The organism is Aestuariimicrobium kwangyangense DSM 21549, assembly GCF_000421525.1.
GTDB lineage: Bacteria > Actinomycetota > Actinomycetes > Propionibacteriales > Propionibacteriaceae > Aestuariimicrobium > Aestuariimicrobium kwangyangense.
Genome location: NZ_ATXE01000003.1, coordinates 1 through 21,913 on the forward strand (window position 1 = coordinate 1; position 21,913 = coordinate 21,913).

The 21,913-nt window shown below is 67.3% G+C and carries 16 protein-coding genes; 11 read left to right on the forward strand and 5 right to left on the reverse strand.

The window, feature by feature from the left end; genetic code table 11:
• From H507_RS0110070 to H507_RS0110080, 3 genes are all read right to left on the reverse strand, one after another.
• On the reverse strand, positions 1-4,457 hold a 4,457-nt coding region (locus tag H507_RS0110070; RefSeq protein WP_169512705.1), incomplete at its 3' end, for a PKD domain-containing protein.
• Between the two features lie 192 nt (positions 4,458-4,649).
• The gene (locus H507_RS0110075) at positions 4,650-5,447 is read right to left on the reverse strand and encodes a hypothetical protein (RefSeq protein ID WP_022910590.1); all 798 of its coding nucleotides are present in this window, start codon (positions 5,445-5,447) and stop codon (positions 4,650-4,652) included.
• A 55-nt stretch (positions 5,448-5,502) separates the two neighbouring features.
• Positions 5,503-6,447, reverse strand: coding sequence for a glycosyltransferase family 2 protein (locus tag H507_RS0110080; RefSeq protein ID WP_026378076.1), 945 nt, complete (start codon positions 6,445-6,447; stop codon positions 5,503-5,505).
• 183 nt (positions 6,448-6,630) lie between these two features.
• On the opposite strand from H507_RS0110080, the gene H507_RS0110085 reads away from it, so the two are divergent.
• The 9 genes from H507_RS0110085 (at position 6,631) to rfbA (ending at position 16,470) form a co-directional block, all read left to right on the forward strand.
• Complete coding sequence (locus tag H507_RS0110085; protein WP_022910592.1) at positions 6,631-7,836, forward strand: glycosyltransferase; 1,206 nt, start codon at positions 6,631-6,633, stop codon at positions 7,834-7,836.
• Positions 7,837-7,947: 111 nt separating this feature from the next.
• Positions 7,948-9,387, forward strand: coding sequence for a glycosyltransferase family 39 protein (locus tag H507_RS0110090; RefSeq protein WP_026378077.1), 1,440 nt, complete (start codon positions 7,948-7,950; stop codon positions 9,385-9,387).
• Positions 9,388-9,512: 125 nt separating this feature from the next.
• Complete coding sequence (locus H507_RS17370) at positions 9,513-9,887, forward strand: adenylyltransferase/cytidyltransferase family protein (RefSeq protein ID WP_084707767.1); 375 nt, start codon at positions 9,513-9,515, stop codon at positions 9,885-9,887.
• A gap of 4 nt (positions 9,888-9,891) precedes the next feature.
• Positions 9,892-10,371 carry an FAD synthase family protein gene (locus tag H507_RS16050; protein WP_040438372.1) on the forward strand — a complete coding sequence of 160 codons (480 nt, stop codon included), beginning with the start codon at positions 9,892-9,894 and terminating at the stop codon, positions 10,369-10,371.
• 4 nt (positions 10,372-10,375) lie between these two features.
• Positions 10,376-11,635, forward strand: coding sequence for a DUF1972 domain-containing protein (locus tag H507_RS16055; protein WP_022910596.1), 1,260 nt, complete (start codon positions 10,376-10,378; stop codon positions 11,633-11,635).
• Positions 11,632-13,689: a glycosyltransferase gene (locus tag H507_RS17705; RefSeq protein ID WP_022910597.1), complete on the forward strand. Its 2,058-nt coding sequence runs from the start codon at positions 11,632-11,634 to the stop codon at positions 13,687-13,689. The genes H507_RS16055 and H507_RS17705 overlap by 4 nt, the downstream gene beginning before the upstream one ends.
• A gap of 11 nt (positions 13,690-13,700) precedes the next feature.
• The gene (locus H507_RS16065) at positions 13,701-14,426 is read left to right on the forward strand and encodes a CDP-alcohol phosphatidyltransferase family protein (protein WP_040438331.1); all 726 of its coding nucleotides are present in this window, start codon (positions 13,701-13,703) and stop codon (positions 14,424-14,426) included.
• A gap of 114 nt (positions 14,427-14,540) precedes the next feature.
• Entirely contained in the window at positions 14,541-15,539 is a 999-nt protein-coding gene (rfbB, locus tag H507_RS0110120) for a dTDP-glucose 4,6-dehydratase (RefSeq protein WP_022910598.1), read from the forward strand.
• A 61-nt stretch (positions 15,540-15,600) separates the two neighbouring features.
• Positions 15,601-16,470 carry a glucose-1-phosphate thymidylyltransferase RfbA gene (gene rfbA / locus H507_RS0110125; RefSeq protein ID WP_022910599.1) on the forward strand — a complete coding sequence of 290 codons (870 nt, stop codon included), beginning with the start codon at positions 15,601-15,603 and terminating at the stop codon, positions 16,468-16,470.
• A 12-nt stretch (positions 16,471-16,482) separates the two neighbouring features.
• Here the strand turns inward: rfbA and H507_RS17375 are convergent, their stop codons facing one another.
• Both H507_RS17375 and H507_RS0110135 read right to left on the reverse strand, forming a co-directional pair.
• Entirely contained in the window at positions 16,483-17,214 is a 732-nt protein-coding gene (locus H507_RS17375; RefSeq protein ID WP_022910600.1) for a C40 family peptidase, read from the reverse strand.
• Positions 17,215-17,463: 249 nt separating this feature from the next.
• Positions 17,464-20,427 carry a PQQ-binding-like beta-propeller repeat protein gene (locus tag H507_RS0110135; protein WP_022910601.1) on the reverse strand — a complete coding sequence of 988 codons (2,964 nt, stop codon included), beginning with the start codon at positions 20,425-20,427 and terminating at the stop codon, positions 17,464-17,466.
• A 331-nt stretch (positions 20,428-20,758) separates the two neighbouring features.
• On the opposite strand from H507_RS0110135, the gene rplJ reads away from it, so the two are divergent.
• Positions 20,759-21,391 carry a 50S ribosomal protein L10 gene (rplJ, locus tag H507_RS0110140; protein WP_022910602.1) on the forward strand — a complete coding sequence of 211 codons (633 nt, stop codon included), beginning with the start codon at positions 20,759-20,761 and terminating at the stop codon, positions 21,389-21,391.
• Positions 21,392-21,406: 15 nt separating this feature from the next.
• Entirely contained in the window at positions 21,407-21,796 is a 390-nt protein-coding gene (gene rplL / locus H507_RS0110145) for a 50S ribosomal protein L7/L12 (RefSeq protein ID WP_022910603.1), read from the forward strand.
• The last annotated feature ends 117 nt before the right edge of the window (positions 21,797-21,913 follow it).

Sequence of the window (21,913 nt, forward strand, 5' to 3'; positions counted from 1 at the left end):
GAACTGGGGTCGACCACCGAGTACGAGGTGACCGTGATCACCCGGTTGCCGTTGGTGGCGGCCGCCGACTGTGCCTTGACCCCCACCGCACCCGCGACCTGCATGGATGCAGTCGAGTCCGAGGCGGTCAGGTTGAAGGCCGTCGGCTCCGGGGTGCCGTTCACCCACACCTTGCCCTTGATGGTGGTGGGGCTGGTCCCAGTCACTTCCACCGACAGGTTGAGCACGTCGCCCGCCTGGTAGGTGTAGTTGGGGATGACGTAGCTGCCCGTGAGAGAGGTCTCGTCCCGCAGGAGGTACAGCCGGATGCCACCGGACTCGATCCTGGCGCGGGCCGAGTAGACCGACGAGCCCGCTTGGCGGCCGATCAGCGTGACCGCCTGCACGCCGCCGTCGTAGGCATGGTCGGACGAGAAGGACACCGTGCTCCGGGTGCTGGTTGAGGAGACACCTGGCAGGTTGGCCTGACGCGACCACGAGGGCTGAAGCAGGATGTGTCCCGTTCCGTCGACGGTGAAGGCTGCAGCGCCTCCGCTGGTCACCCAGTCCCCGCCCACGTCCGCGGTACCCCAGCCACCCGTGACGGAACGGCCGAACGAGTCGGACGCGATCACCCTGAACGCGCTCACCACCACCGCTTGGCTCGTGGTGCCTGTTCCTCCTTGGTTGTCAGTGACCGTCAAGGCCACCGTGTAGGTGCCCGCCGCCGCATAGGTGTGAGAGGTCTTGGCGCCGGTGCCGGTGGTGCCGTCCCCGAAGTCCCACGCGTACGAGGCCACGGTCCCATCCGGGTCGTTGCTGGCGGTGCCATCGACCGACATCGTCTTGCCGTCGGTGGTGGCGGTGAACCGCGCGTTGGGTGCCTGGTTCGGCGGCGCCGCGACGGTCACCGTCGTGGTCTTGACCGAACTGCCTCCGCGATCGTCGGTGACGGTGAGGCTGACCTGGTACTGGCCAGCCGCTGCATACGTGTGCTGCGCGGTCGCGCCGGTGCCCACCGTGCCATCGCCGAACGCCCACGAGTACGACTGGATGGTGCCATCGGAGTCGGTGCTGGACGATCCGTCGAAGGACAGGTTGAGGAAGTCAGCGACGACCGTGAAGTTCGCCACCGGCAGTTGGTTGGGTGCCCTGACCACGACAGGGGCCGTGGCGGTTGCCGTGGCACCCCGATCATCGGTCACCGTCAATGACACCTGATAGGTGCCCGCGGCGGCGTAGGTGTGCGTGGGTGTGACGCCGGTGCCGCTGGTGCCGTCCCCGAAGTTCCAGCTGTAGGAGGCGATCGTCCCGTCCGAGTCGCTCGACGTCGACCCGTCGAAGGTTGCAGTCAGGTCACTGGTCACCGTGGTGAACTGCGCGACGGGGGCGTTGTTCGGAGTGCCCGACGACCCGAGGAAGTAGTGCTCCTGCACCTGGGCGTCGGTCAGTGGGGCGGGGTACACGGCCGCCTCGTCGATGGTTCCGTCGAAGTACGTGTCACCAGCCCAGCTCGTGTCACCGCCCAGACGCCAGTAGCCCTGGTAGTCCTGCGACGCCGTGTTCGGGTTGGTTCCCTGCAGCACCCCGTCGACGTAGAACTGCATGCCCGAGGCCGAGATCTGGCCCACCACGTGGTGCCACACGCCGTCATTCAGGGCTCGCGTGCTTCCGATCGTGGCGGCCGACCCGTTCCAGACACCGAACTGGACGAAGCCGTTCGCGTCCATGTAGATGTGGCGGTCGTAGTTGGTGCTGGTGGACCCGGAGGGAGCGTTGCCGAAGCCGATGATCTTGCCGCCGGTCGTGCTGGTGCTCTTGAACCAGGTCTCGAGCGCGAAGGTCGTCGGGCCCGAGACCAAGGTCTTGGCCACGACCGTCCCATTCTTGCCGTTGAACAAGGCCGACTGGTTGCTCACGCCGACCAGGGCGCCCGGCTGACGCTGAGTGACACCGTTGGAGTAGGTGCCGGTGTAGCCGTTGATACCGGAGTCCGCCGCAGTTGTCCCCCCTTGGTCGTTCAGCCTCCAGTACAGCGAGGGGTTCAGGTTGTAGACCATGGCACCGTACGAATCGGAAGGAGCGGGCTGGATCGTCGACGTGCGGCCGCTGGCGACCCAGTGGTTGTCGATCTCTGTGCGGGTCAAGGCGCGGTCGTAGACGGCGACGTCGGCGATGCTTCCCGACAGGTAGTTGCTGCTTCCGGTGTTCGGCCAACCCGAGATGTTGTCGCCGCCGATCCGCCAGTAACCCGAGTAGGCCTGGGCGGAGGTGACGGACGCGTTGGTGCCGATGAGCCTCCCGTCCAGCCACAACTTCTGTCCGTCGCCGGCCAAGGATGCGACCACCTGGTGCCATTGACCGTCGTTGTAGCCGGTTGAGCTGCTGATGCTCTGCACGCCTCCTGGGTAGACACCGAACGTCACTCGCCCCTGATTGCTCAGGTACACGTGGCGGTCGTAGCTGCCCGACAGGCCAGAGGACGAACTACCGAAACCGATGATCTTTCCGCCGCTCGTGCTCGTGGTCTTGAACCAGGCCTCAATGGTGAACGTCTGGGGCCCGTTGACCGCCCCGCTCGTGGAAGCGAACGACGAACTGGTGCCACCAAACTGCGTCGCCTGACTGGTGGCGTTCAACTGCTGGCCGGCGACGTTTCGGGTGGCACCGGTGACGGTCTGGTCGTAGCCCCCAGCCCAGTCGTAGCCCAAGGTCCCTGAGGATTCACCGAGGGGCCAGTAATCGGTCGGAAGACTGTTCAGCACCGAGTCGGAATAGGGCGTGGCCTGGGTCGTGCTGGTCACGGTCACGGGGGTCCAGTCGGTCCTCGTGCTGTTGCCCGCCGGGTCGGTCACCTTGATCGTGTAGTTGTAGGTCTGGCCAGCGACCAGGTTCGAGTCGGTGTACTGCATCACGGGCAGCATCCAGAAGGTCGACTTCTGGGTGAAGGTGGCCAAGGGCGTGGTCAGGCCGAGGTCCTGACGGAACACCTGGTAAGTGAGCTGGGGATCGTCCGGGTCGTTGTTGGCGGCCCACGTCAGGCGGGCCTCGCCGGCGCGGAAGGACGAGGTCGTCAGCTTGTAGGCACCACCCTTGGTCTGGGGGCCCATCTTGTTCGGAGCCTTCGCTCTGGTCGTGAAGCGCACCAGACCCTGCTGGTTCGCCCCAGCGACGCCGAGGAACTCACCGCCCACAACCACGTAGTCGCCGGAAGCCTTGATGGTCCAGCCGGCCTGCGACTGCCCGGTGAACGTGCCGACCACCCAATTGGGGTACCACACCAGGGGCCTGGGAGCCTGCATACCGGTGTAGCTCTTGTAGCCGTAGATGTCGGGGGTGATCAGGTTGCCGGTCGGGTCCTTGCTGAACGCCAGCGAGTGATGGAATCCCCACGGGTTGGTCTGTGGGAAGCCGCCGATGTTGCCGCAATAGTGAGAATGGCTGACCACGTACACGGTCTTCGTCGTGTCGTTCGAGGCGACGTCGTAGGAGTCGCCGTGGCAGTCCTCGAGCCAGACGATCGAACCATCCGTCCACGACATGCGGACGGACCCCTCGAAACCATCCTCCGAACCGCCGCCGTAGTCCCACCCGGTCGCATAGACCGAGTCGCCATCGGACGACATGTTGTAGATACCAGCCTTCGTGTCGGCATTCCGCACGACGCTGTTTCCCAGCCAGGGCAACGAGGCGCCGGTGGACGAGTCGAGAGCGGCCAGCCCGCGGCCGGGATTGGTCGATCCGTTGGCCGACGTGAAGTCTCCGCCGACCACGACCTTGGAGCCGTCTGGGGAGACGACGACACTGCGCGCCCCGTAGCCACCGGCCAGGTCTGCCATGAACGGGAGCACTGCGCCTGTCGAGGCGCTGAGGGCAGCCACCCGGGGGCGGCTGATGCCGTTCACCGCGCTGAACTCTCCCGCGATGAAGACGACGCCGTCCTTCAGGACGATCGAGTTCACTCGGCCGTTGACCTCGGGTGCCCACGAGGTGAGCGCCCCGGTGGTGGAGTTGAGGGCTGCGACGCGATAGCGGGTCACGCCGTTGATCTGGGTGAACTGGCCGGCCACGTACACGGTCGAGCCGTCGGCCGACACGTTCAGGCCGCGAATGGGCGAGTTCGAGGTGGGGGCCCAGCCGGTGATGAGCGTGCCCGTGCTCAGGTTGTAGGCGAGCAGGTTGGTGCGCGGGGTGAGATTGGTACCGGCCGCCGCACCAGCCGGACGGGCGTTGGTGAACTGGCCGCCCACGAAGACCGTGTTGCCCGAGATCACCTGCGTCCAGGCCACGCCGTCCATCTGCACCGTCGGCAGCGGGTCGGCGGTGACCGGTGCCTGGTCGTAGATGATCGCGGGTGCGCTCGGCTCTGCTGCGCGGGCCGGTGATGCGGTGGGACCGAGCAGCGCCATGCTGGCGCCCAGACTCAGTGCGACAGCGCCGACCAGACCAGCCTTGAGCGCGCGAAATGATGACTTCACGAGAATTTCCCCCATTAACCTCTGACGCGAGTGCGACGCACCCGCCCAGCCCCCCAAGGCTGCATTGAAACTGCTGGTCGAGACCTAACCCAGTTCCAGTCGCGATGCTATCCCACCGCTGGGGGCACGACAATGCCCCCGTAAGGGTGATCTGTGAGGTCCTTTACCGGCGTCTGCGGAAGACGCCTGAAGTCACTGCCGAACGTCCCCGCGAAAAACCGATGCGGGTGTCCCGGCCTGCAGGTCGACTGTGATGGTGACATCCGATCGGTCGGAGGGGTCGACGGCGAACAGGTACACGGCCGTGGCCTCGGCGCCCGGCTTCACCGAACCCCCGAACGGTCGACCTCCTGGCGATGTCAGCGACTCCAAGGGGGCGCGAGACGCTCCCGCATAGGCGTTCACCACCACGGCATCGAGACCCACAGCGGCGTTGCTGTCGTTCTGCACCCGGATGGTCACCCGAATCGCCGCTCCCGCCACCTCTCCGGGCAATTGCGCCTGACCGGCGACGCTCTCGATCAGCGGGAGCGACACGACGACCCCGCCAGCCCGGTCAGAGTCGGCCGTGACGTCGACGGGAGGCATCTCCGGCAGTGCACCTGAGGCCTTCGGAGGCGTGGGAAGCCGTGTGGTGGCGGACGGGCCCGACGGCGCCGGTCGACTGCTCGAAGGGGCCGGCGACGTCGTCGGAGTGCCCGACGAAGCAGTGGTGGTCGGACCAGTGGCCCCGACAGAGGCGGTGGGACTCGTCGATGGCGTCTCGACGGAACTGGGGTCCTGCTGGCTCCTGACGATCAGCGCTGCTGCTGTGAGGGTGAGCACGAGAGCGGCGAGCACGAGCCAGACCCATCGACGCGGAGCGTGCGAGCGGACGAGTCCGTCGCCGCCTGCTGGACTCGCCTCGGAGCCGGGGTTGGATGCCGGCGGCACGAACTCGGGACCCTGGGCCTCGCCCCTGTCGTTCTCGTTCACGTCGTTCTCGTTCATGACCCCACCCCAGATCGATCAAAGGCCGAGCGGAGCACGGTCGGCGCGACACATGCTAGCGGGCCTTCTTGCGCCGGTAGGGGGAGGCGGCCACGCCCAGACCTGCGGCCAGTGCCCCCAACCCGCCCATGACGAAGCGCTCACCGTGGGCCCGTCTGCGCAGTGAGCCCCCCATTCGTCCTGACACGGCCATGGTCGTACCCATGCCGATCTGTGCGACCCCTCGGGCCAAGCACACCGCACGGGTGCCGAGCCGGTCCAGACCAGGGTCCGCGAGCATCAATTCGACGCGTGCGCTGGCGTTGGACAGGCTGAAGCGGCGCCGCAGGTTGTAGTCACGGTTGGCTCGCTCGGCCGGCACCAGGTCGTCGACCACTGCCTCGGCGCACCAGACCATGCGGGCGCCGGCCTTGTGCAGTTGGCCGGTGAAGAAGGAGTCCTCGCCGCCCGTGAGCCCGAAGCGCTCATCGAAACCCACGCCCAGCTCGCGCACCTTCGCCATGTCGAGAAGCAGGTTGTTGGTCGCGGCCCTGGTGATCTCGTCACCCGTCCGCAGATGGCTGCGATGCAGCCGCAGGTGCGAGTCGCTCGCCTCGAGCCATGGGTCAAGCGGCCCCTCGAACACGGACTGGACGGGTCCACTGACGACATCCGCGTCCCGTTCGAGGTAGGTGCGCAGCAGATGGGTGAGCCATTGGGGCTGGGGGAGTTCGTCGTCGTCGATGAAGATCAACACATCGCAGTCCGAGGCGGCGCGCAGCACCGCGTTGCGGGCGCTCGTGACCCCCGGCCGTGGCTCGATGGAGTAGCGGACACGGGAGTCACCGGTGGGGTTTGCGGCCTCTTCGCCGCTGCCGCCCGCGTCGTTGTCGACCACGATCACGGCCCACTCGCACTCGAGATCCAACTCGCGCGCGGCCTCGGCGGCCTGCTGCAGGACGGCCGGGACCAGCATTCGCAGGTTGCCCTGACGCTTGTAGGTCGCCATTCCAATGGCCACCAGGTTCGGCTGTCTCACAGTCGCACGCCTTTCCATGGGCGAACAATGTCGCCACGATTGAAGCAACCCTAGGATATTGACCGGGCCCGTCCGCTGCGGTCGAGGCGACCAACCGGTGGGTTTCCCCTTCGCACTGGTGTCGATCCGAAGCCACCGCCGGTGGCAGGGAAGTGGAGGAACCACGTGACCAGTCCACGCCGGCGTCGAGTCGTCATCGGTGCCTACGCGTGCGGCCCTCTGGAGGAGCCCGAGGCTGGCGCCGGCTGGGCCCACGCGGTGGCGGCGGCGGCCACCAGCGACGTCTGGGTCGTGACGCGCCGTCGCTTCGCCGAGTCCGTCGAGGCCGCGCGGCGCGCGGACCCCGAACTGGCCCGACACCTCACGGTCACCTACATCGACCTGTCGGATCGGGTGATGGCACTGCGCCGGCACGACTGGGACATGTACTGGTACTACCTCCTGTGGCAGCGACAGTTGGCCAGGACCGTCCGTGGGTTGCACGCCCAACACCACTTCGACGTGGCGCACCACGTCACCTTCGCCAACGACTGGTTGCTGTGCGGTCTGGCCGGTCTGGAGGACGTGCCGCTGGTGTGGGGTCCGGTGGGCGGCGCCAGCGACATTCCCTACTGGCGGCTCAGGCAGTGGCTGGGCCTGAAGGGGCTGCGCACCGAGATCGTCCGCGACCTGGTGACCACCCTGCCCAGGGCAGTCTGGGGTGAGTCGGCCGCCAAGCGGGCCTCGTTGGTGGTGGCCCAGAACGCGGACGTCGCGCGACGTTTTGCCCGGTTCGCCGACACCGTCGTAGAACCGAATGCCGCCCTCGAGCCAGTGGACCTGGCGAATGCGCCGCGGCGCGTCCGGGCAGAAGGTCCCAGGACGGCGGTCTTCGCGGGCAGGCTGATCGGGCTGAAGGGCGTCCGTCTTGCCATCGACGCCGTTGCCAGAACCCCGGCGCAGGCCTGGCGGCTGGTCGTCTACGGTGACGGACCCGATCGCGAGCTGTTGATCGAGCGCGCGCGGCGGCTCGGGATCGCCGATCGCGTGGAGTTCCGCGGCCATCGGCCCCGCACCGAGGTGCTGTCGGCCTTCGCCAGCGCCGACGCCATGCTCTTTCCCTCCATGCATGACCAGGCGGGTTGGGTGGCCGGGGAGGCCAGTTCCCTGGGATGCCCGGTCGTCTGCCTTCCGCTCGGTGGTCCGCCCCTGCTGGCGGGGCCGAACGCTTTCGTGGCCAGCCTGGATGGCGACATCGTGGCCAATGTGGCCGAACAGCTGGAACGGGCAGGCGAGGCCGGGGGCACGCGGCACAACCGCTGGTCCCACGACCGGCTCCCCGATCTCGTGGACGGGTGGTATCGACGGGCGACCGGGGCTGGGTCCTCGTGAACCATGGCTGAGCCTCCGTACGGTGCTCGAACCAATGCTTCGGGCGCTGCCGCGGACTGGGGGTGGGCCACAGCTCTTGGTGCACTCGCTGCGCTCTGGGCCTCGGTGCGCATGTCTGTGCCTTCACTGTGGGCGGACGAAGGAGCCACCCTCAGCGCCGTCCAGAGAAGTTGGCCTCAGCTGTGGGCACTGCTCGGGCACATCGATGCGGTGCACGGCGTCTACTACGCACTCATGAAGGTCTGGCTCGGTGTCGCGCCGATCAACGCCTTCACGTTGCGCCTACCCAGTCTGCTGGCGGTCGGTGCCCTCGTGGCCCTGAGCCACATGGTGGCGCGGGTCTGGTTCAGTCGGGGCTGGGCGACCGTGGTCGCCGTCCTTCTGGCTCTCCTGCCCCGGACAACCTGGATGGCGATCGAGGGGCGGTCATGGGCGATCGGCTCGCTCGTGGTGCTGGCTGCGACGTTTGCCCTGGTGAAGTGGGTGCAGAACCGACGCACCAGCGCGCTGGTGCTTCACGCGCTGCTGCTGGCGGTGGGGATCAGCATGAACATCTACGTCGTGTTCCTGGTGGTGGCGCACGGGGTCAGCCTGCTGATCCAGCGACTGCCCCGGCCCTCGCTGGTGCGCTGGGGGGTGGCGGTCATCCTGGCGATCGGCGCGGCCGCTCCCGTCGTGGTCGCGGCCGGGCAGCAGCGGGGCCAACTCGGCGATCGTCAGCCCCTGGGAGTGATCGGCTGGGCCAGGGACGTGGTGGTCAACCAGTTCGCTCTGGGCGACACCCCGGGTGGGGCGGCAACCTGGGTCCCGCAGACGCTGTGGGCGGTCGCTGCCGTCGGGTTCGCCCTCGTGGGTTGGTGCTTGGTGCTGGTGGCCACGGTCCGTGCCGTGATGGAGAGCCGATCGGGGGCCGAGCGCTCGCCATCGCGACAGGTACTCGTCTGGGCGCTGCCCTGGGTCGCCATCCCACCCTTCCTCGTCCTGGTGGCTTCCTTGGTCACCCAGGGCAACCTGTACCACCCCCGCTACTTCGCCTTCACCGCACCCGCCTTCGCACTCGCGGTGGCCTCGGGTCTGCAGTCCCTCGGGGGGCATCGGCTCTCCCTGCGGAGGGCCCGAGCAGTGGTGGCGGCTCTGCTGGTCGTCCTGAGCGTGCCGGTGCAGCTGTCCCAGCGCGACACGAACTCCAAGGGCGGCTACGACTGGTCCCAGGTCGCCGCCGTGGTCAGCTCACGCTCGCGCGCCGGCGACGGCGTGTACTTCGGCTCGAACCCGCCCACGCGTGTGGTGTCCCTGGCCTACCCGTCCGCCTTCGGTTCGCTGACCGACGTCACCGTGGTGCAGACGCCAGCCGCAGAGGGATCGCTGGATGGTGAGGCGGTTCGGCTGACCCCGGAGGTGCTGCAGAAGACGCCTCATCGCCTCTGGGCGATCTGGTCAGATCGCGACCGCGGCGAAGCCGCTGATCTCTCCATTCTGGTGGCGGCGGGATACAGCGAGGCATACCGCTGGTCGGGCACCGAATCGACAGTGGTTCTGATGGAACGCTGAGGGCACTCGACGTGGGGTGGGGAACTCCACGCGCAAAAGCGTGACCGAGGCCTTTTGTTTCTGGTCGACAGCTGTCAGGCTGAGCACGGGGAATTGTCTTTCGGGGGGAAGTCGAGGGCCGCGCCATGGACGCGCCGTCTGGAGTTGGTTACGTCATCGGCACGTTTGACATGCTCAACGTGGCCCACTTGAGCGTGGTCAACCAGGTCAGGGACCGTTGCGAGGTCTTGGTGATCGGGGTGCTCAGCGACGAAGCGGTGCTCCAGGAGACGGGGCATCGTCCGATCACCTCGGCAGCCGAGCGGGTGGAGGTGTTGCGGCATGTCCGCGGGGTGGATCAAGTGGTTGAGCACGATCCGCGCTGGCCGCAGGAGCATCCCGGGACCCGGGTCTATGCCCTCGGTGAACGGGGCGACGTCCACATCGACGACATCGTTCGGCCCGCCGAGTATCCCGCCAACGTCCTCCTCTGGTCCGATGGCCTCGGACGAGTCAGCTGAGCCGGTGGTAGCGGACACCATCACGGGGTACGTCCCGGGCGCCTGGGACATGTTCCACATCGGGCACCTGAACATCCTGCTGCGCGCCAGGGCGCTCTGCGACCGACTGATCGTGGGTGTGGTGACCGACCAGGCGCTGTTCGACGCCAAGGGCAAGCACCCCATGGTGCCCCTGGCGGAGCGGATGCAGATCCTGGCCGCACTGGGCATCGTCGATGAGGTGGTGATCGACCAGGGCAGCAAGCTCGATGTCTGGCACCGCCACAACTTCGATGTGTTGTTCAAGGGCGATGACTGGTTGGGGACCCCCAAGGGTGACAAGCTCGTGGCGGACATGGCGACCGTCGGCGTGAGGGTGCACTTCTTCCCCTACACACAGTCCACCTCGTCGACGAGACTTCGTGGCATCGTCACCTCGCGCGAGCCGGACCTCGGTGCAGCCACTGCACAGAAATCGGTCGATCATCCAGCGGGGAAAGAGTGACGTCATGAGAGTGGCACTCATCGGGACCAGGGGCGTGCCGGCCCACTACGGGGGCTTCGAGACTGCCGTCGAAGAAGTCGGACGACGGCTTGTCGACAGGGGCCACGAGGTCGTCGTGTTCTGTCGGCCCGTCGGCGGCGAGACATCTGCCGAGCAGTACCTCGGCATGCGCCTCGTGCACCTGCCGGCGCTCAGGCACCCTGCCGTCGAGACCTTGAGTCACACCGCACTGTCAGTGGTCAGCCCTCACCTGAAGGACGTCGACGCCGCGATCGTCTTCAATGCGGCCAACTCGCCGCTGCTGCCGGTCCTGCGGGCTCGAGGCATCCCCGTCGCCACCCACGTCGACGGACTCGAATGGAAGCGGGGGAAGTGGGGGCCGGTCGGGCGCGACTACTACCGACTGGCCGAGGCGCTCTCGGTGCGTTGGTCGGATGCGCTGATCGCGGACGCTCGCGGCATCGCCGACTACTACACCGAGGAGTTCGCCGCGCCGACCCGTGAGATCGCCTACGGGGCTCCGCTCATCACCGGGGCGGCCTCCGACAAGCTGGCCGGTCTCGGCCTGCAGCCCCGTGGATACCACCTGGTCGTCGCCAGGTTCGAGGTCGAGAACCACGTGCTCGAGGCCGTCGAGGGATACGCCCGCAGCAGTGCCACTGCGCCGCTCGTGGTCGTGGGGAGCGCTCCCTACTCGCATGGCTACGTGGCGAGCGTCCGGGAGGCAGCGCAGCGGGACAGCCGCATCAGGCTGGTCGGTGGCATCTGGGACAACGACCTGCTGGACCAGCTGTACGCCCACTGCCTGAGCTATGTGCACGGCCACTCGGTCGGCGGCACCAACCCCTCACTGCTGCGGGCTGCGGGTGCGGGCGCGCACGTCATCGCCTGGGACGTGGCGTTCAATCGTGAGGTGATCGGCCCGCACGGTCAGCTCTTCTCCAGCCCCGCCACCCTGGCTGAGGGCGTGGAGTGGGCGGAGGCGCATCCGCAGGAGGCGCGCGCCGACGGGGAGGGCCTGCAGCGCGACATCGCTCGTTACTCCTGGGACGACGTGGCCGACCAGTACGCACGGTTGCTGACCGATCTCGCCCGCGGGGGGCCCACACCTCGCACGGCTCGTCCGAGTGGCGCCCGGCGGGAGGGCACCTTGGCGGCGAGCGCGGCCACTGTCGGGCTGCGCATGCTCGAACGTGTGCCGCACGCTGCGGTTCGCGTCATGCGGACACTCATCGATCGATCCACCTCGGGAGCGCTCCCATGAGCACGGGCGTCGTCGTCGTCTCGTACGGTTCCTCGTCCATGGTCGACGAGAACCTGTCCGCACTCGATTCCAGCCTGACGGTCGTGCTGGTCGACAACTTCTCCGGCGACCAGGAGCGGCGGGCGGCGAGCGCATTGGCTGAGCGCCGCGGGTGGCAGTTCATCGGACAGGCGAACGTGGGCTTCGGTGGCGGGGTGAACGCCGGCTGTCGCCGTGCGGTCGAGTTGGGCTGCACCAGCCTGGTGCTGCTCAACCCCGACGCCAGCGCCACCAGTGAGGCGCTCGAGCGGCTGGCCGCCCGGGTCGAGGCCGAGCCAGATCTACTGGTCTCACCGCGGATCGTCGACGCAGATGGGGAGATCTTCTACCGCGGCTCGACCCTCGACCTGAGCACGGGACACCTACGCGGTGGTTGGGTCGAGGACGACGACCCCACCCGCACCAACTGGTTGAGCGGGGCATGTCTGGCCTTCAGCTCCCAGGCCTTCGAGCGCCTCCACGGCATGCGGGAGAGCCTGTTCCTCTACTGGGAGGATGTCGACTTCAGTTGGCGGGCCACCCGGGCAGGGCTTCGCCTGGCCGTGCTGCAGGACGTCGTGGTGACCCACGACGAAGGGAGCACCCATGGCTCCGCCGCCCCCAGGAATGCCAAGTCAGACCTCTACTACTACTGGAACACGCGGAACCGCCTCGCCTTCGCGGCCGACAACCTCGCCCCGTCGGTGGTACGAGCGTGGCTGCGGAAGACACCAGCCGAGTCCGCCCAGATCTGGCTCCGGGGCGGTCGACGACAACTGCTGCACCACCCTGCCGGTGCCTGGGCCGCCGTGCGAGGAACCTTGGCGGGGATCAGACTCGCGCTGCCGGCTGCCCTGCCTCGTCAGCAACCGCGTCGTGGCGCCACCGCCTCCCGGATGCGACGCAGGGTCCTGGTCGCCCATCCGAGCCCCGACCTGTACGGATCGGACCGCGTACTGCTCGACACGGTGCAGGCCTTCGTCCGGTCGGGTGACGAGGTCACCGTGGCCCTGCCGTCGGAGGGCCCCCTGGTCGCGCACCTGGAGTCCCGGGGTGCCTCGGTCGTGGGATGCCCCAGTCCCGTCATCCGCAAGTCGGCCCTGAGTCCTGGCGGATTCCTTCACCTGGTGGCCGAGGTGCTGGGCACGCTGGGCCCCACGGTTCGCCTGCTCCGCCGCACGCGACCCGACCTGGTGTTCGTCAACACCGTCACGATCCCGATGTGGCAGGTGATCCCCAAGTTCTTGGGCAAGCGCGTCGTCTGTCACGTCCACGAGGCCGAGGGTGGGCAGCGGGCCGTGGTCAAGAAGCTCCTGTACGCGCCCTTGCTCGTCACCGATCACCTGGTCGTCAACTCCCGCTATGCCCTGGAGGTGCTGGCGGGCGCGTGGCCGAGCCTGCGTCGGCGGTCAACCGTGGTCGACAACCCCGTTCCCGGTCCGCCTGAGCCCGCCCCGCTGAGGGAGACCTGCGAAGCACCCAGGCTGTTGTTCATCGGACGCCTTTCGCCGCGCAAGGGCCCGCAGGTGGCGCTTGCCGCCCTCAGGCGCCTGCACGATGCCGGGGTGCCTGCCCACCTCGACCTGCTCGGCGCCGTGTTCGAGGGCTACGAGTGGTTCGAGCGAGAACTCCACGAGCAGGTCTCCGAATTGCACCTCGACGACCATGTGCGCTTCCTCGGGTTCAGGCCCGACGTGTGGTCCGTGGTGGCGTCCGCCGACATCGTGGTGGTCCCCTCCGTGGCGGACGAGCCGTTCGGCAACACGGCGGTCGAGGCGATCCTCGCCGGGCGTCCTGTGGTCGTCAGCGACACGTCGGGACTGAGGGAGGCCGCAGGCGGTTATCGATGGGCGCGCAGGGTGACGCCCAACGACCCTCAGGCGATCGCCGACGCCGTCGTCGACATCGTCGGCCATTGGGACGAGGTCCGGGAGTCGATCGACGACGACACGAATCGGGCGCGGACGCGTCACGCCCCGGACCTCTATCAGGGCAGACTGGTCGAGGTGGTGGGTTCGTCCATCACGCGCCAGTAGAGAGGCCCCCTGTGCCGGGTTCCTTCGCCGACAACCACCGTCAACTCGCACTCGCCCAGAAGTCGAACGCGGGCGCGCCCATCTACTCCGTGTTGGTGAATCGGCGATTGGGGCGGTTCTTCGCCGCCCTCGCCCACGTGGTCGGCCTCACCCCGAACGCAGTCACCGTGATCTCGGCGGTCTTCACCTACGCGGGCATTCTGGTTCTCGGAACCGCCCGACCCAGCTGGCCGATGGCCGGCATCGTGACGGCCTGTCTCGTGCTGGGCTATGGGCTGGACGCGGCCGACGGACAGCTGGCAAGGCTGCGCGGTGGGGGATCCTTGCTGGGGGAGTGGCTCGACCACGTCATCGACTCCGGGAAGATCGTGCTGCTGCAGGTCGCGGTGACCGCTATGTTCTACCGCCACTATGGGGATCGCTCCTGGTGGCTGCTGGTGCCGGCCCTCTTCCTGGTGGCGACGGTCGTCCACTTCTTCGGGATGCTGCTCACCGAGTTGTTGACGCGGCTCGACCTCGCCCGGCGCGGTGAACCCACGCCCCCCAAGCGGGCGGGTTCGATGCTCATGTCGTGGGCGAAGCTCCCCACCGACTACGGGTTGCTCTGCTGGGTGTTCCTGCTGGTGCCGCTGGCGACCGTCTTCCACTGGGTGTACCTGATCCTGGCGGTGCTCACCTCCGCCTACACGCTGCTGGTGCTGGTCAAGTGGGCCAGGGGACTGCCGCGCACCCGCTGATGCCACCGGCCCGCGGGGCGCTGTCGGCGTCATCGGGCCAGTTCGTGCCACAGCGCTGCACGAGGCGTCCTGCCGCCACGCCAGTTGGTGCGCCACCATGCAAGGATGACGGCCATGGGAAACATCGTGGTGACCGGCGGTGCAGGATTCATCGGCAGCAACTTCGTCCATCACCTGCTGGCGCACACCACGCACGATGTGACCGTACTGGACGCCCTCACCTACGCCTCGAACACCGCCTCACTCGACGGGGCTGACGAATCGAGGATGCATCTGGTGGTGGGATCGGTCGCCGATGCCGACCTGGTCGACAGCCTCGTGGCCAAGGCCGATGCCGTGGTGCACTTCGCGGCCGAGAGCCACAACGACAACTCGCTGGACGACCCGAGCCCCTTCATCGAGACCAATGTGACCGGCACGTTCGTGCTGCTCGAGGCCGTGCGCCGCCACCACACTCGCTACCACCACGTCTCGACTGACGAGGTCTACGGTGATCTGGCCCTCGATGACCCGCATCGGTTCACCGAGGCGACGGCCTACAACCCGTCCAGCCCCTACTCGGCGTCCAAGGCTGCCAGCGACCACCTGGTACGTGCCTGGGTGCGCAGCTTCGGGGTGGAGGCCACGCTCAGCAACTGCTCCAACAACTACGGTCCCCGCCAGCACGTCGAGAAGTTCATCCCGCGGCAGATCACCAACGTGATCGACGGGGTTCGTCCCAAGCTCTACGGAGCCGGCCTCAACGTACGCGACTGGATCCACGTGGACGACCACAATGCGGCGGTCCTGCGGATCCTGGAGTCGGGCCGGATCGGGGAGACCTACCTCATCGGTGCCGACGGCGAGAAGAACAATGTCTCGGTGATCGAGCTGATCCTGGCGTTGATGGGCCAGCCGACCGATGCCTACGACCACGTCAACGACCGCGCCGGTCATGACCTGCGCTACGCGATCGATTCCAGCAAGCTGCGCTCCGAACTGGGCTGGCAGCCGCAGTTCACCAGTTTCGAGGATGGTCTCGCCGACACCATCGCCTGGTACCGCGACAACGAGGCCTGGTGGCGACCCATGAAGCAGGCCACCGAGGCCAAGTACCAGAAGGTGGGCCAGTGATCGTCGGGGCACACGGCCGTGGGTCAGAGGACGCCTGGGTGGCGACCGAGGAGGAGATCTGATGAAGGGCATCATCCTGGCCGGGGGCACCGGCTCGCGGCTGCACCCGATCACGCTGGCGACCAGCAAGCAACTGGTCGTCGTCTATGACAAGCCGATGATCTACTACCCGCTGTCGACGCTGATCTTCGCCGGGATCCGCGAGGTGCTGGTGATCACGACCCCGCACGAGGCCGAGGGATTCCACCGGCTGCTGGGGGACGGGTCGCAGTTCGGACTCGAGATCAGCTACGCCACCCAGCCCGAACCCCAGGGTCTGGCGCAGGCGTTCACGATCGGTGCCGAGTTCATCGACGGCGACTCGGCGTGTCTGGTGCTCGGCGACAACATCTTCTACGGCACCGGACTGGGCAGCCAACTGAGCCGTCACCACGACGTCGAAGGGGCCAAGATCTTCGGCTACTGGGTCAGCGACCCGACGGCCTACGGCGTGGTCGAGGTCGACCCCCAGGGTCTGGCCGTCTCCATCGAGGAGAAGCCGGCCCACCCGAAGTCGAACTATGCGGTGCCGGGCCTCTACTTCTACGACCCGCAGGTGGTCGAGATCGCGAGGGGGCTGCAGCCCTCCGCGAGAGGTGAGTACGAGATCACCGACCTGAACCGGGTCTACATGCAGCGTGGCCAACTCGCGGTGGAGATCCTGCCGCGGGGAACGGCGTGGCTCGACACCGGTACGTTCGACTCACTCAACGACGCCAGCAACTACGTGCGGACGATCCAGGCCCGCCAGGGCCTCCAGGTGGGATGTCCCGAGGAGGCGGCCTGGCGGGCCGGACTGCTGACCGATGAAGAGCTGCGGCAGCGTGCCGAACCGCTGGTCAAGTCGGGCTACGGCAGCTACCTGCTCAACCTGCTGCAGTTCGGTCGCTGACCCGGGCAGGGGTCAGCCGACCGGACGAACGGCCTTGTAGAACGGCATCGAGCTGACGGCAACCTTGCTCACGGGCTTGCCCGGACGAGAGCTGTGGATGACGTAGCCGCTACCGACGTAGATGCTGACGTGGGATCCGGAGTAGAAGCCCACGATGTCTCCGGGCTGCAAGGACGACCGCGACACCGAGCGGTAGTTGCTCAGCTGCGCCTGGCTGGTGCGCGAGATGGTGAGACCCGCCGACTTCCACGAGGCGCCGGTCAGTCCCGAGCAGTCGTAGGACGAGGGACCCGTGGCGCCATAGGCGTAGGGCTTGCCGATCTGGGCGTAGGCGAACTTGACGGCGACCTGTCCCTTGGTCAGTGCCGGACGAACGGGGCCTGCGCCGACGCGCATCCACCGCAGCGTCTTGTAGTTCAGGGCGCCGGTCACCGTGAGCCCGCGGGATGACTGGTACCGCTTCACGGCGGTGACGGTGTAGGTGTTGTAGTGCCCCGTGTCACCCACGGCGAAGCCAGCCTGGGTGAGAGCGCGCTGCAGGGCGTGCACGTAGTAGTTGCGGGCGTTGTACCTGGCTGCGTACGTGGTGCGATTGGCCCAGTACATCGAGCAGTGGATGTTGGCCGGGCTGGGCGTGCAGGTGACAGCGGCCGAGGCGTTCGGGACTGGACCGGCGACGAGCATGCCCGCACCGAGAGCCAGGGAAGCCGCAGCAGCGGCCATGGTGTTGCGGAGCTTGGACATGACGTCCCCTCTGGTCGTTCGCCGGGGGTCGACAGGACCGGCGATTGGTTGCTGGTGCCGTCGTTCCGTCCAACGGCTCACGCAGCATAAGCTTCATCTTCCTCTCAGGCAAAACTCAGCTTCAACCACAGTGACCGATTCGCCCCGCCGTTACTGCCAGATGGCTACGGAGAAGGTGACGTGAGCGAGCTCACCGTCCCGCATCAGGGCCGATCTTCTCTCAGGAACGGCTCGGGTGCGCCGGGGAGCTCAGCGGACGATCCTGCGCAATTCGGGGCCGCTGGGGTAGTAGACGTCGTTGCCCACGACGGCAAGGTGTCGATGGGTGACGCCGCTCGGAACAGGGGTCTCCACCCGCAGGCTGATCGGGTCGATGGTGTACACCCGGTCGATCGCCGCCAGGTACAGCAGGCCGTTCACGTATTCGAGGTCGACGTTCTTCCAGGTCGTCTCCACCGGCTGCGGCAACGTGTTCACCATGATCCGACGCAGCACCCGCCCGGAGTATCGGTCGAGTTGGTAGAGCACCGGCCCAGCCGCCGCCCACAGCTTTCCGTCCGGGGCGACCAACACCGCACCGTAGCTCTGCACACCGGCCGCCGGGGCCACCGACCACAGCAGTCGATTGGTGGAGGCGTCGTAGGCGAACAGACGAGCAGTGTCGGTCGTCGGGGTGGAACCCATGCCGCCCCAGCGGGAGGTACCCCCGTAGACCACATTCCCGGACGCCGCCAGCGAGACGACTGACTGGTCCTTCACCGGTGCCGGGACGATTCGTGGTGTCGAGGTCGGGGTGTCGATGATGCCCAACACCCCACCGAGCCGGCCATAGGCGGGAACGGTCCCGAAGAACGTTCGTTGGCCGCTCACGGCCCATCCCTGCGGCCGGTCCTGACCCTGCGACGACAGATCGACGAGCAGCGTGGGATTGCTGCCGTCCACCCACGGCTGGGTGGTGTCCTGCCGGAAGATCTTGGCCCGCGTGTAGGTGCCGAGGAACTGGTACTGGCCTTGGTTGATCGAACCCTCGACCTCACCGATCACGTTCTTCGCGCCGGGATCATTGGGGTACGTCTCGTGGGCCCCGGTTGCGGTGTTCACGACGGCAAGGCTGGCTCCGCCGTAGCCACCGGCATAGACCGAGCCGTTGGCCCCGGGGGCCAGCGACTTCATGCGCAGGCTCACCGGGGTGAAGACCAGGGGGTATGTGACCTTCTGGTACGTGGCAACGTTCACCGCCTCGACCCCGCGAGCAGGGTCATGGCTCACCAGCCACTCTCCCTTCACCCCGCCCAGCGTGCCGGCGTAGATCTGCCGGTTCCGCCCGGGATTCAGGTCGGTTCGGGCCAACGGGGTGTAGGTGCCGTACTGGTCGACCGCGTTGAGGTAGTTGGCCGCGAGGTAGAAGAAGCGCTTCTTCGAGTCCATCCCGGCGGGCGACTGGCCCGGCACGTTCGCGGGCACGTCCCACGTCTGCTTCGTCAGGTCGTAGAGGTAGCGCTGTGAGCTGTAGCTCTGGCCGGACTCGGTGGTCCCGGCCGGCAGGGCGGTGGCCAGGAATCGTCCGTACACCTCGAGTTCGGTGATGTTGCCCGAGGTCAGCTGCACCGGGGGAGCGATCTGCACCTTGGTGCTGGGGGAACTCTGGTTCAGCCGCCAGATGGTGGGGCGAACTGATCCGACGGCCACGTACACGTACTGGCCGTCCACCGCAAGGCTGCGGGCATACGAGTCGCCCTGCGCCACCTGTCCGTGGTTGACGGTTCCGCTGGCTCCGGGGGTGTAGCTGAAGACCTCCCCGCCGGGGTAGGTGCCACCCCAGATGCGTCCGTCAGGTGCCGTCTCGAGGTCGTAGACGTTGGACGAGGTGGGCGTGGCCCGTCCGAGGGGGTCGAGGCTGGTGGACCCCGGGCGCCATCGGAACAGGTAGCCGCCCTGGGTACCGAGGTAGACGTTCCCGTCGAGCCCGGTGGTCATCGCGCCACTCTGGCTGTTGTTCTCGTTGTCGAAGGGGATGTCGACCTCGACCCTGCCCGTCTGCACGTCGGCCACCTCGAAGTGGGCCGGATAGCCCGACACGACGGTGTACAGCTTGGGGCGACCGCCGACCGTGGTCATCACCGAGGTCTGGCTGTTGCTGAACGTGTCGAGCGGCTCACCGAGACTCTCGGTCCTCGTCGTGGTGACGGAGGTACCGCTGGCGGGCTTGAGGGTGAAGGCGTCGAGGGCCCCGACTCCCGTCTGTGTGGACGAGGTCCAGAACTGCGCCGAGACGTAATGGGCGTTCTCGGGGGCGATCGCCGTGCGCGCGACGAGCTGCCACGAACCCGGCGTGAGGTTCAGGGAGAATCCCTCCGACCCCACCAACGCGCGGTTGGCGTCGTACCACCGCATCGTCAGGGTCACGCGGCCCTGACTCAGCTTCATCCAGAAGCGCGCCTGGGTGCCTGCGGCGGGGAAGGCTGGCACCAGGGGCGACTGCAGCAGCGCCTTGCCGGTGGTGCTCGTGTCGTTGATGAGCGCGGACTGTTGACCCGACCTGCTCCCCGTCGTTGCCGTGGTGACGCTCGCGCCCGAGCTGGCGCTGCTGGTCCACTGCGCCACCGGCTGGTCGGCGGTGGGTTGCTCCTCGAAACCCGAGTTGGGGGTGGTCGGTTCGAGGTGAGCGATGGCGTCCCACCATCCCTCCGAGAGCATCGTGCTGCTGCTCGAGACCTGGATGCGTGCGGTCGCAGCGGTGCTGGGCGTCACCCCGCGGAGTGAGATGCGTGACCAGGCCATCCCGGCGGTCGAGGCGTTCGACGTCACCCGGTGCACGACGGCACCACTGGCGTCGTAGTAGAGGATGGCCAGGGTCTGGGACCCCGTCGTGATGTAGGCGTAGCCCTGGACGAAGACGTCGACGGACCGGGTCACGGGAAAGGATGGGCCGGTCGCGACGGCGCCGAGGCTGGTGGAGGTGTCCTGGACCCGCATCGACCTGAGTCCTGAGATGGCCCGACTGCCCGACGCCACGATCGAGTTGGGCGAAGGGGCGCTCACGGACCAGCCGCGCACTGTCGTGCCGGTGGTCTCGAAGTCACCGACGGCGTCGGTGGAGGTGACCTGCTCCAGCGCGGACGCTCCCGGAGCGCTTGGGGCGACCGTCGAGAAGATGACGATGAAAATGGTGGCAACGATGGCCAGGGCGGATCGGGCCGAGCGGACAGACACTGTCGGACTCTCTTCTTGAGCCCCCTGACGCAGCCCCCACGCGGGAGTCTAGGTCGATCGGGGTCCGAGGAGCAGATCGCCCATGATGTTGGCAGGATTTGGTCGCCCTCACGGGTTGCCGTACTGTTCAGTTCGTACCGAAGACCGCCGGTGGAGGAATCCCCAAGGTTGGTGGCAACACCAACGCCTGCGCAGGACTGCTGAGATGGGATCGTGCCCCGCACGTCCTCGCCCCGAAGCCCTGTGCTCGGGGCTTTTTTGTTGGGTCCAGATGTCTGGCCCGACTTCCGGCTGACGACGGTGTCAATCCAGGAAGTGGGAAGGAGACCCAATGGCGAGGCCTGACAAGGCAGCCGCGGTCGCCGAGCTGACGGAGAAGTTCTCCTCAGCCGACGCGGTCGTGCTGACCGACTATCGCGGACTCACTGTGGCGAACCTCAAGGACCTTCGCCGGTCCCTTGGGCAGGACGCCACCTACGCCGTTGCGAAGAACACCCTGACCACGATTGCTGCCCGTGAGGCGGGCATCGAGGGACTCGACGACCAGCTCGTCGGCCCCACGGCAATCGCGTTCGTGAACGGAGACGTTGCCTCCGTCGCGAAGGGTCTGCGTGACTTCGCAAAGGCCAACCCGCTTCTGATCATCAAGGGTGGTGTGATGGACGGTCGCGTCCTGAACGCCGACGAGGTCAAGAAGTTGGCCGATCTCGAGTCGCGCGAGGTTCTGCTCGCGAAGCTCGCCGGTGCCATGCAGGCCAACCTGCAGCGCGCCGTGTTCTTGCTTGCCGCCCCGCTCTCGCAGGCCGCCCGTGCACTGGGTGCCCTCGAGACCGCCGCACAGGCAAACCCTGATCTCATCGCCGGGGCCGGAGAGGCCGCCGCCGTCGAGATCGATCAGAAGCAGGACGAACCCGCCGCTGATGCGGCAGACGACAACACCGCCGTCGCGGCGGAGACTGAGTAAGGAAGGACGCCCAACATGGCAAAGCTCAACAACGAAGAGCTCCTTGAGGCTTTCAAGGAGATGACCCTGATCGAGCTCTCTGAGTTCGTGAAGCAGTTCGAGGACACCTTCGGCGTCACCGCCGCTGCCCCCGTGGCCGTCGCTGCGGCCGCTGCCCCCGCCGCCGCTGGTGGCGAGGAAGCTGTCGAGGAGTCGGACGAGGTCGACGTGATCCTCGAGGCCGCTGGTGACAAGAAGATCGGTGTCATCAAGGAGGTGCGCGCGCTGACCAGCCTCGGCCTGAAGGAGGCCAAGGACCTGGTGGAGGCCGCCCCCAAGGCGATCCTCGAGAAGGTCAAGAAGGACGTCGCCGCCAAGGCCAAGGAGCAGCTCGAGGCTGCCGGCGCCACCGTTTCGGTCAAGTGATCTGGGCGGGTTCGCCCGCTTGCGTCACCCCCGCCCGGTGAGGGCGGACGAGACACAGCTCAAGGCTGGTTCCCTGCGGGGAGCCAGCCTTGAGTGCTTGTGGGGAGGAATTTCGAG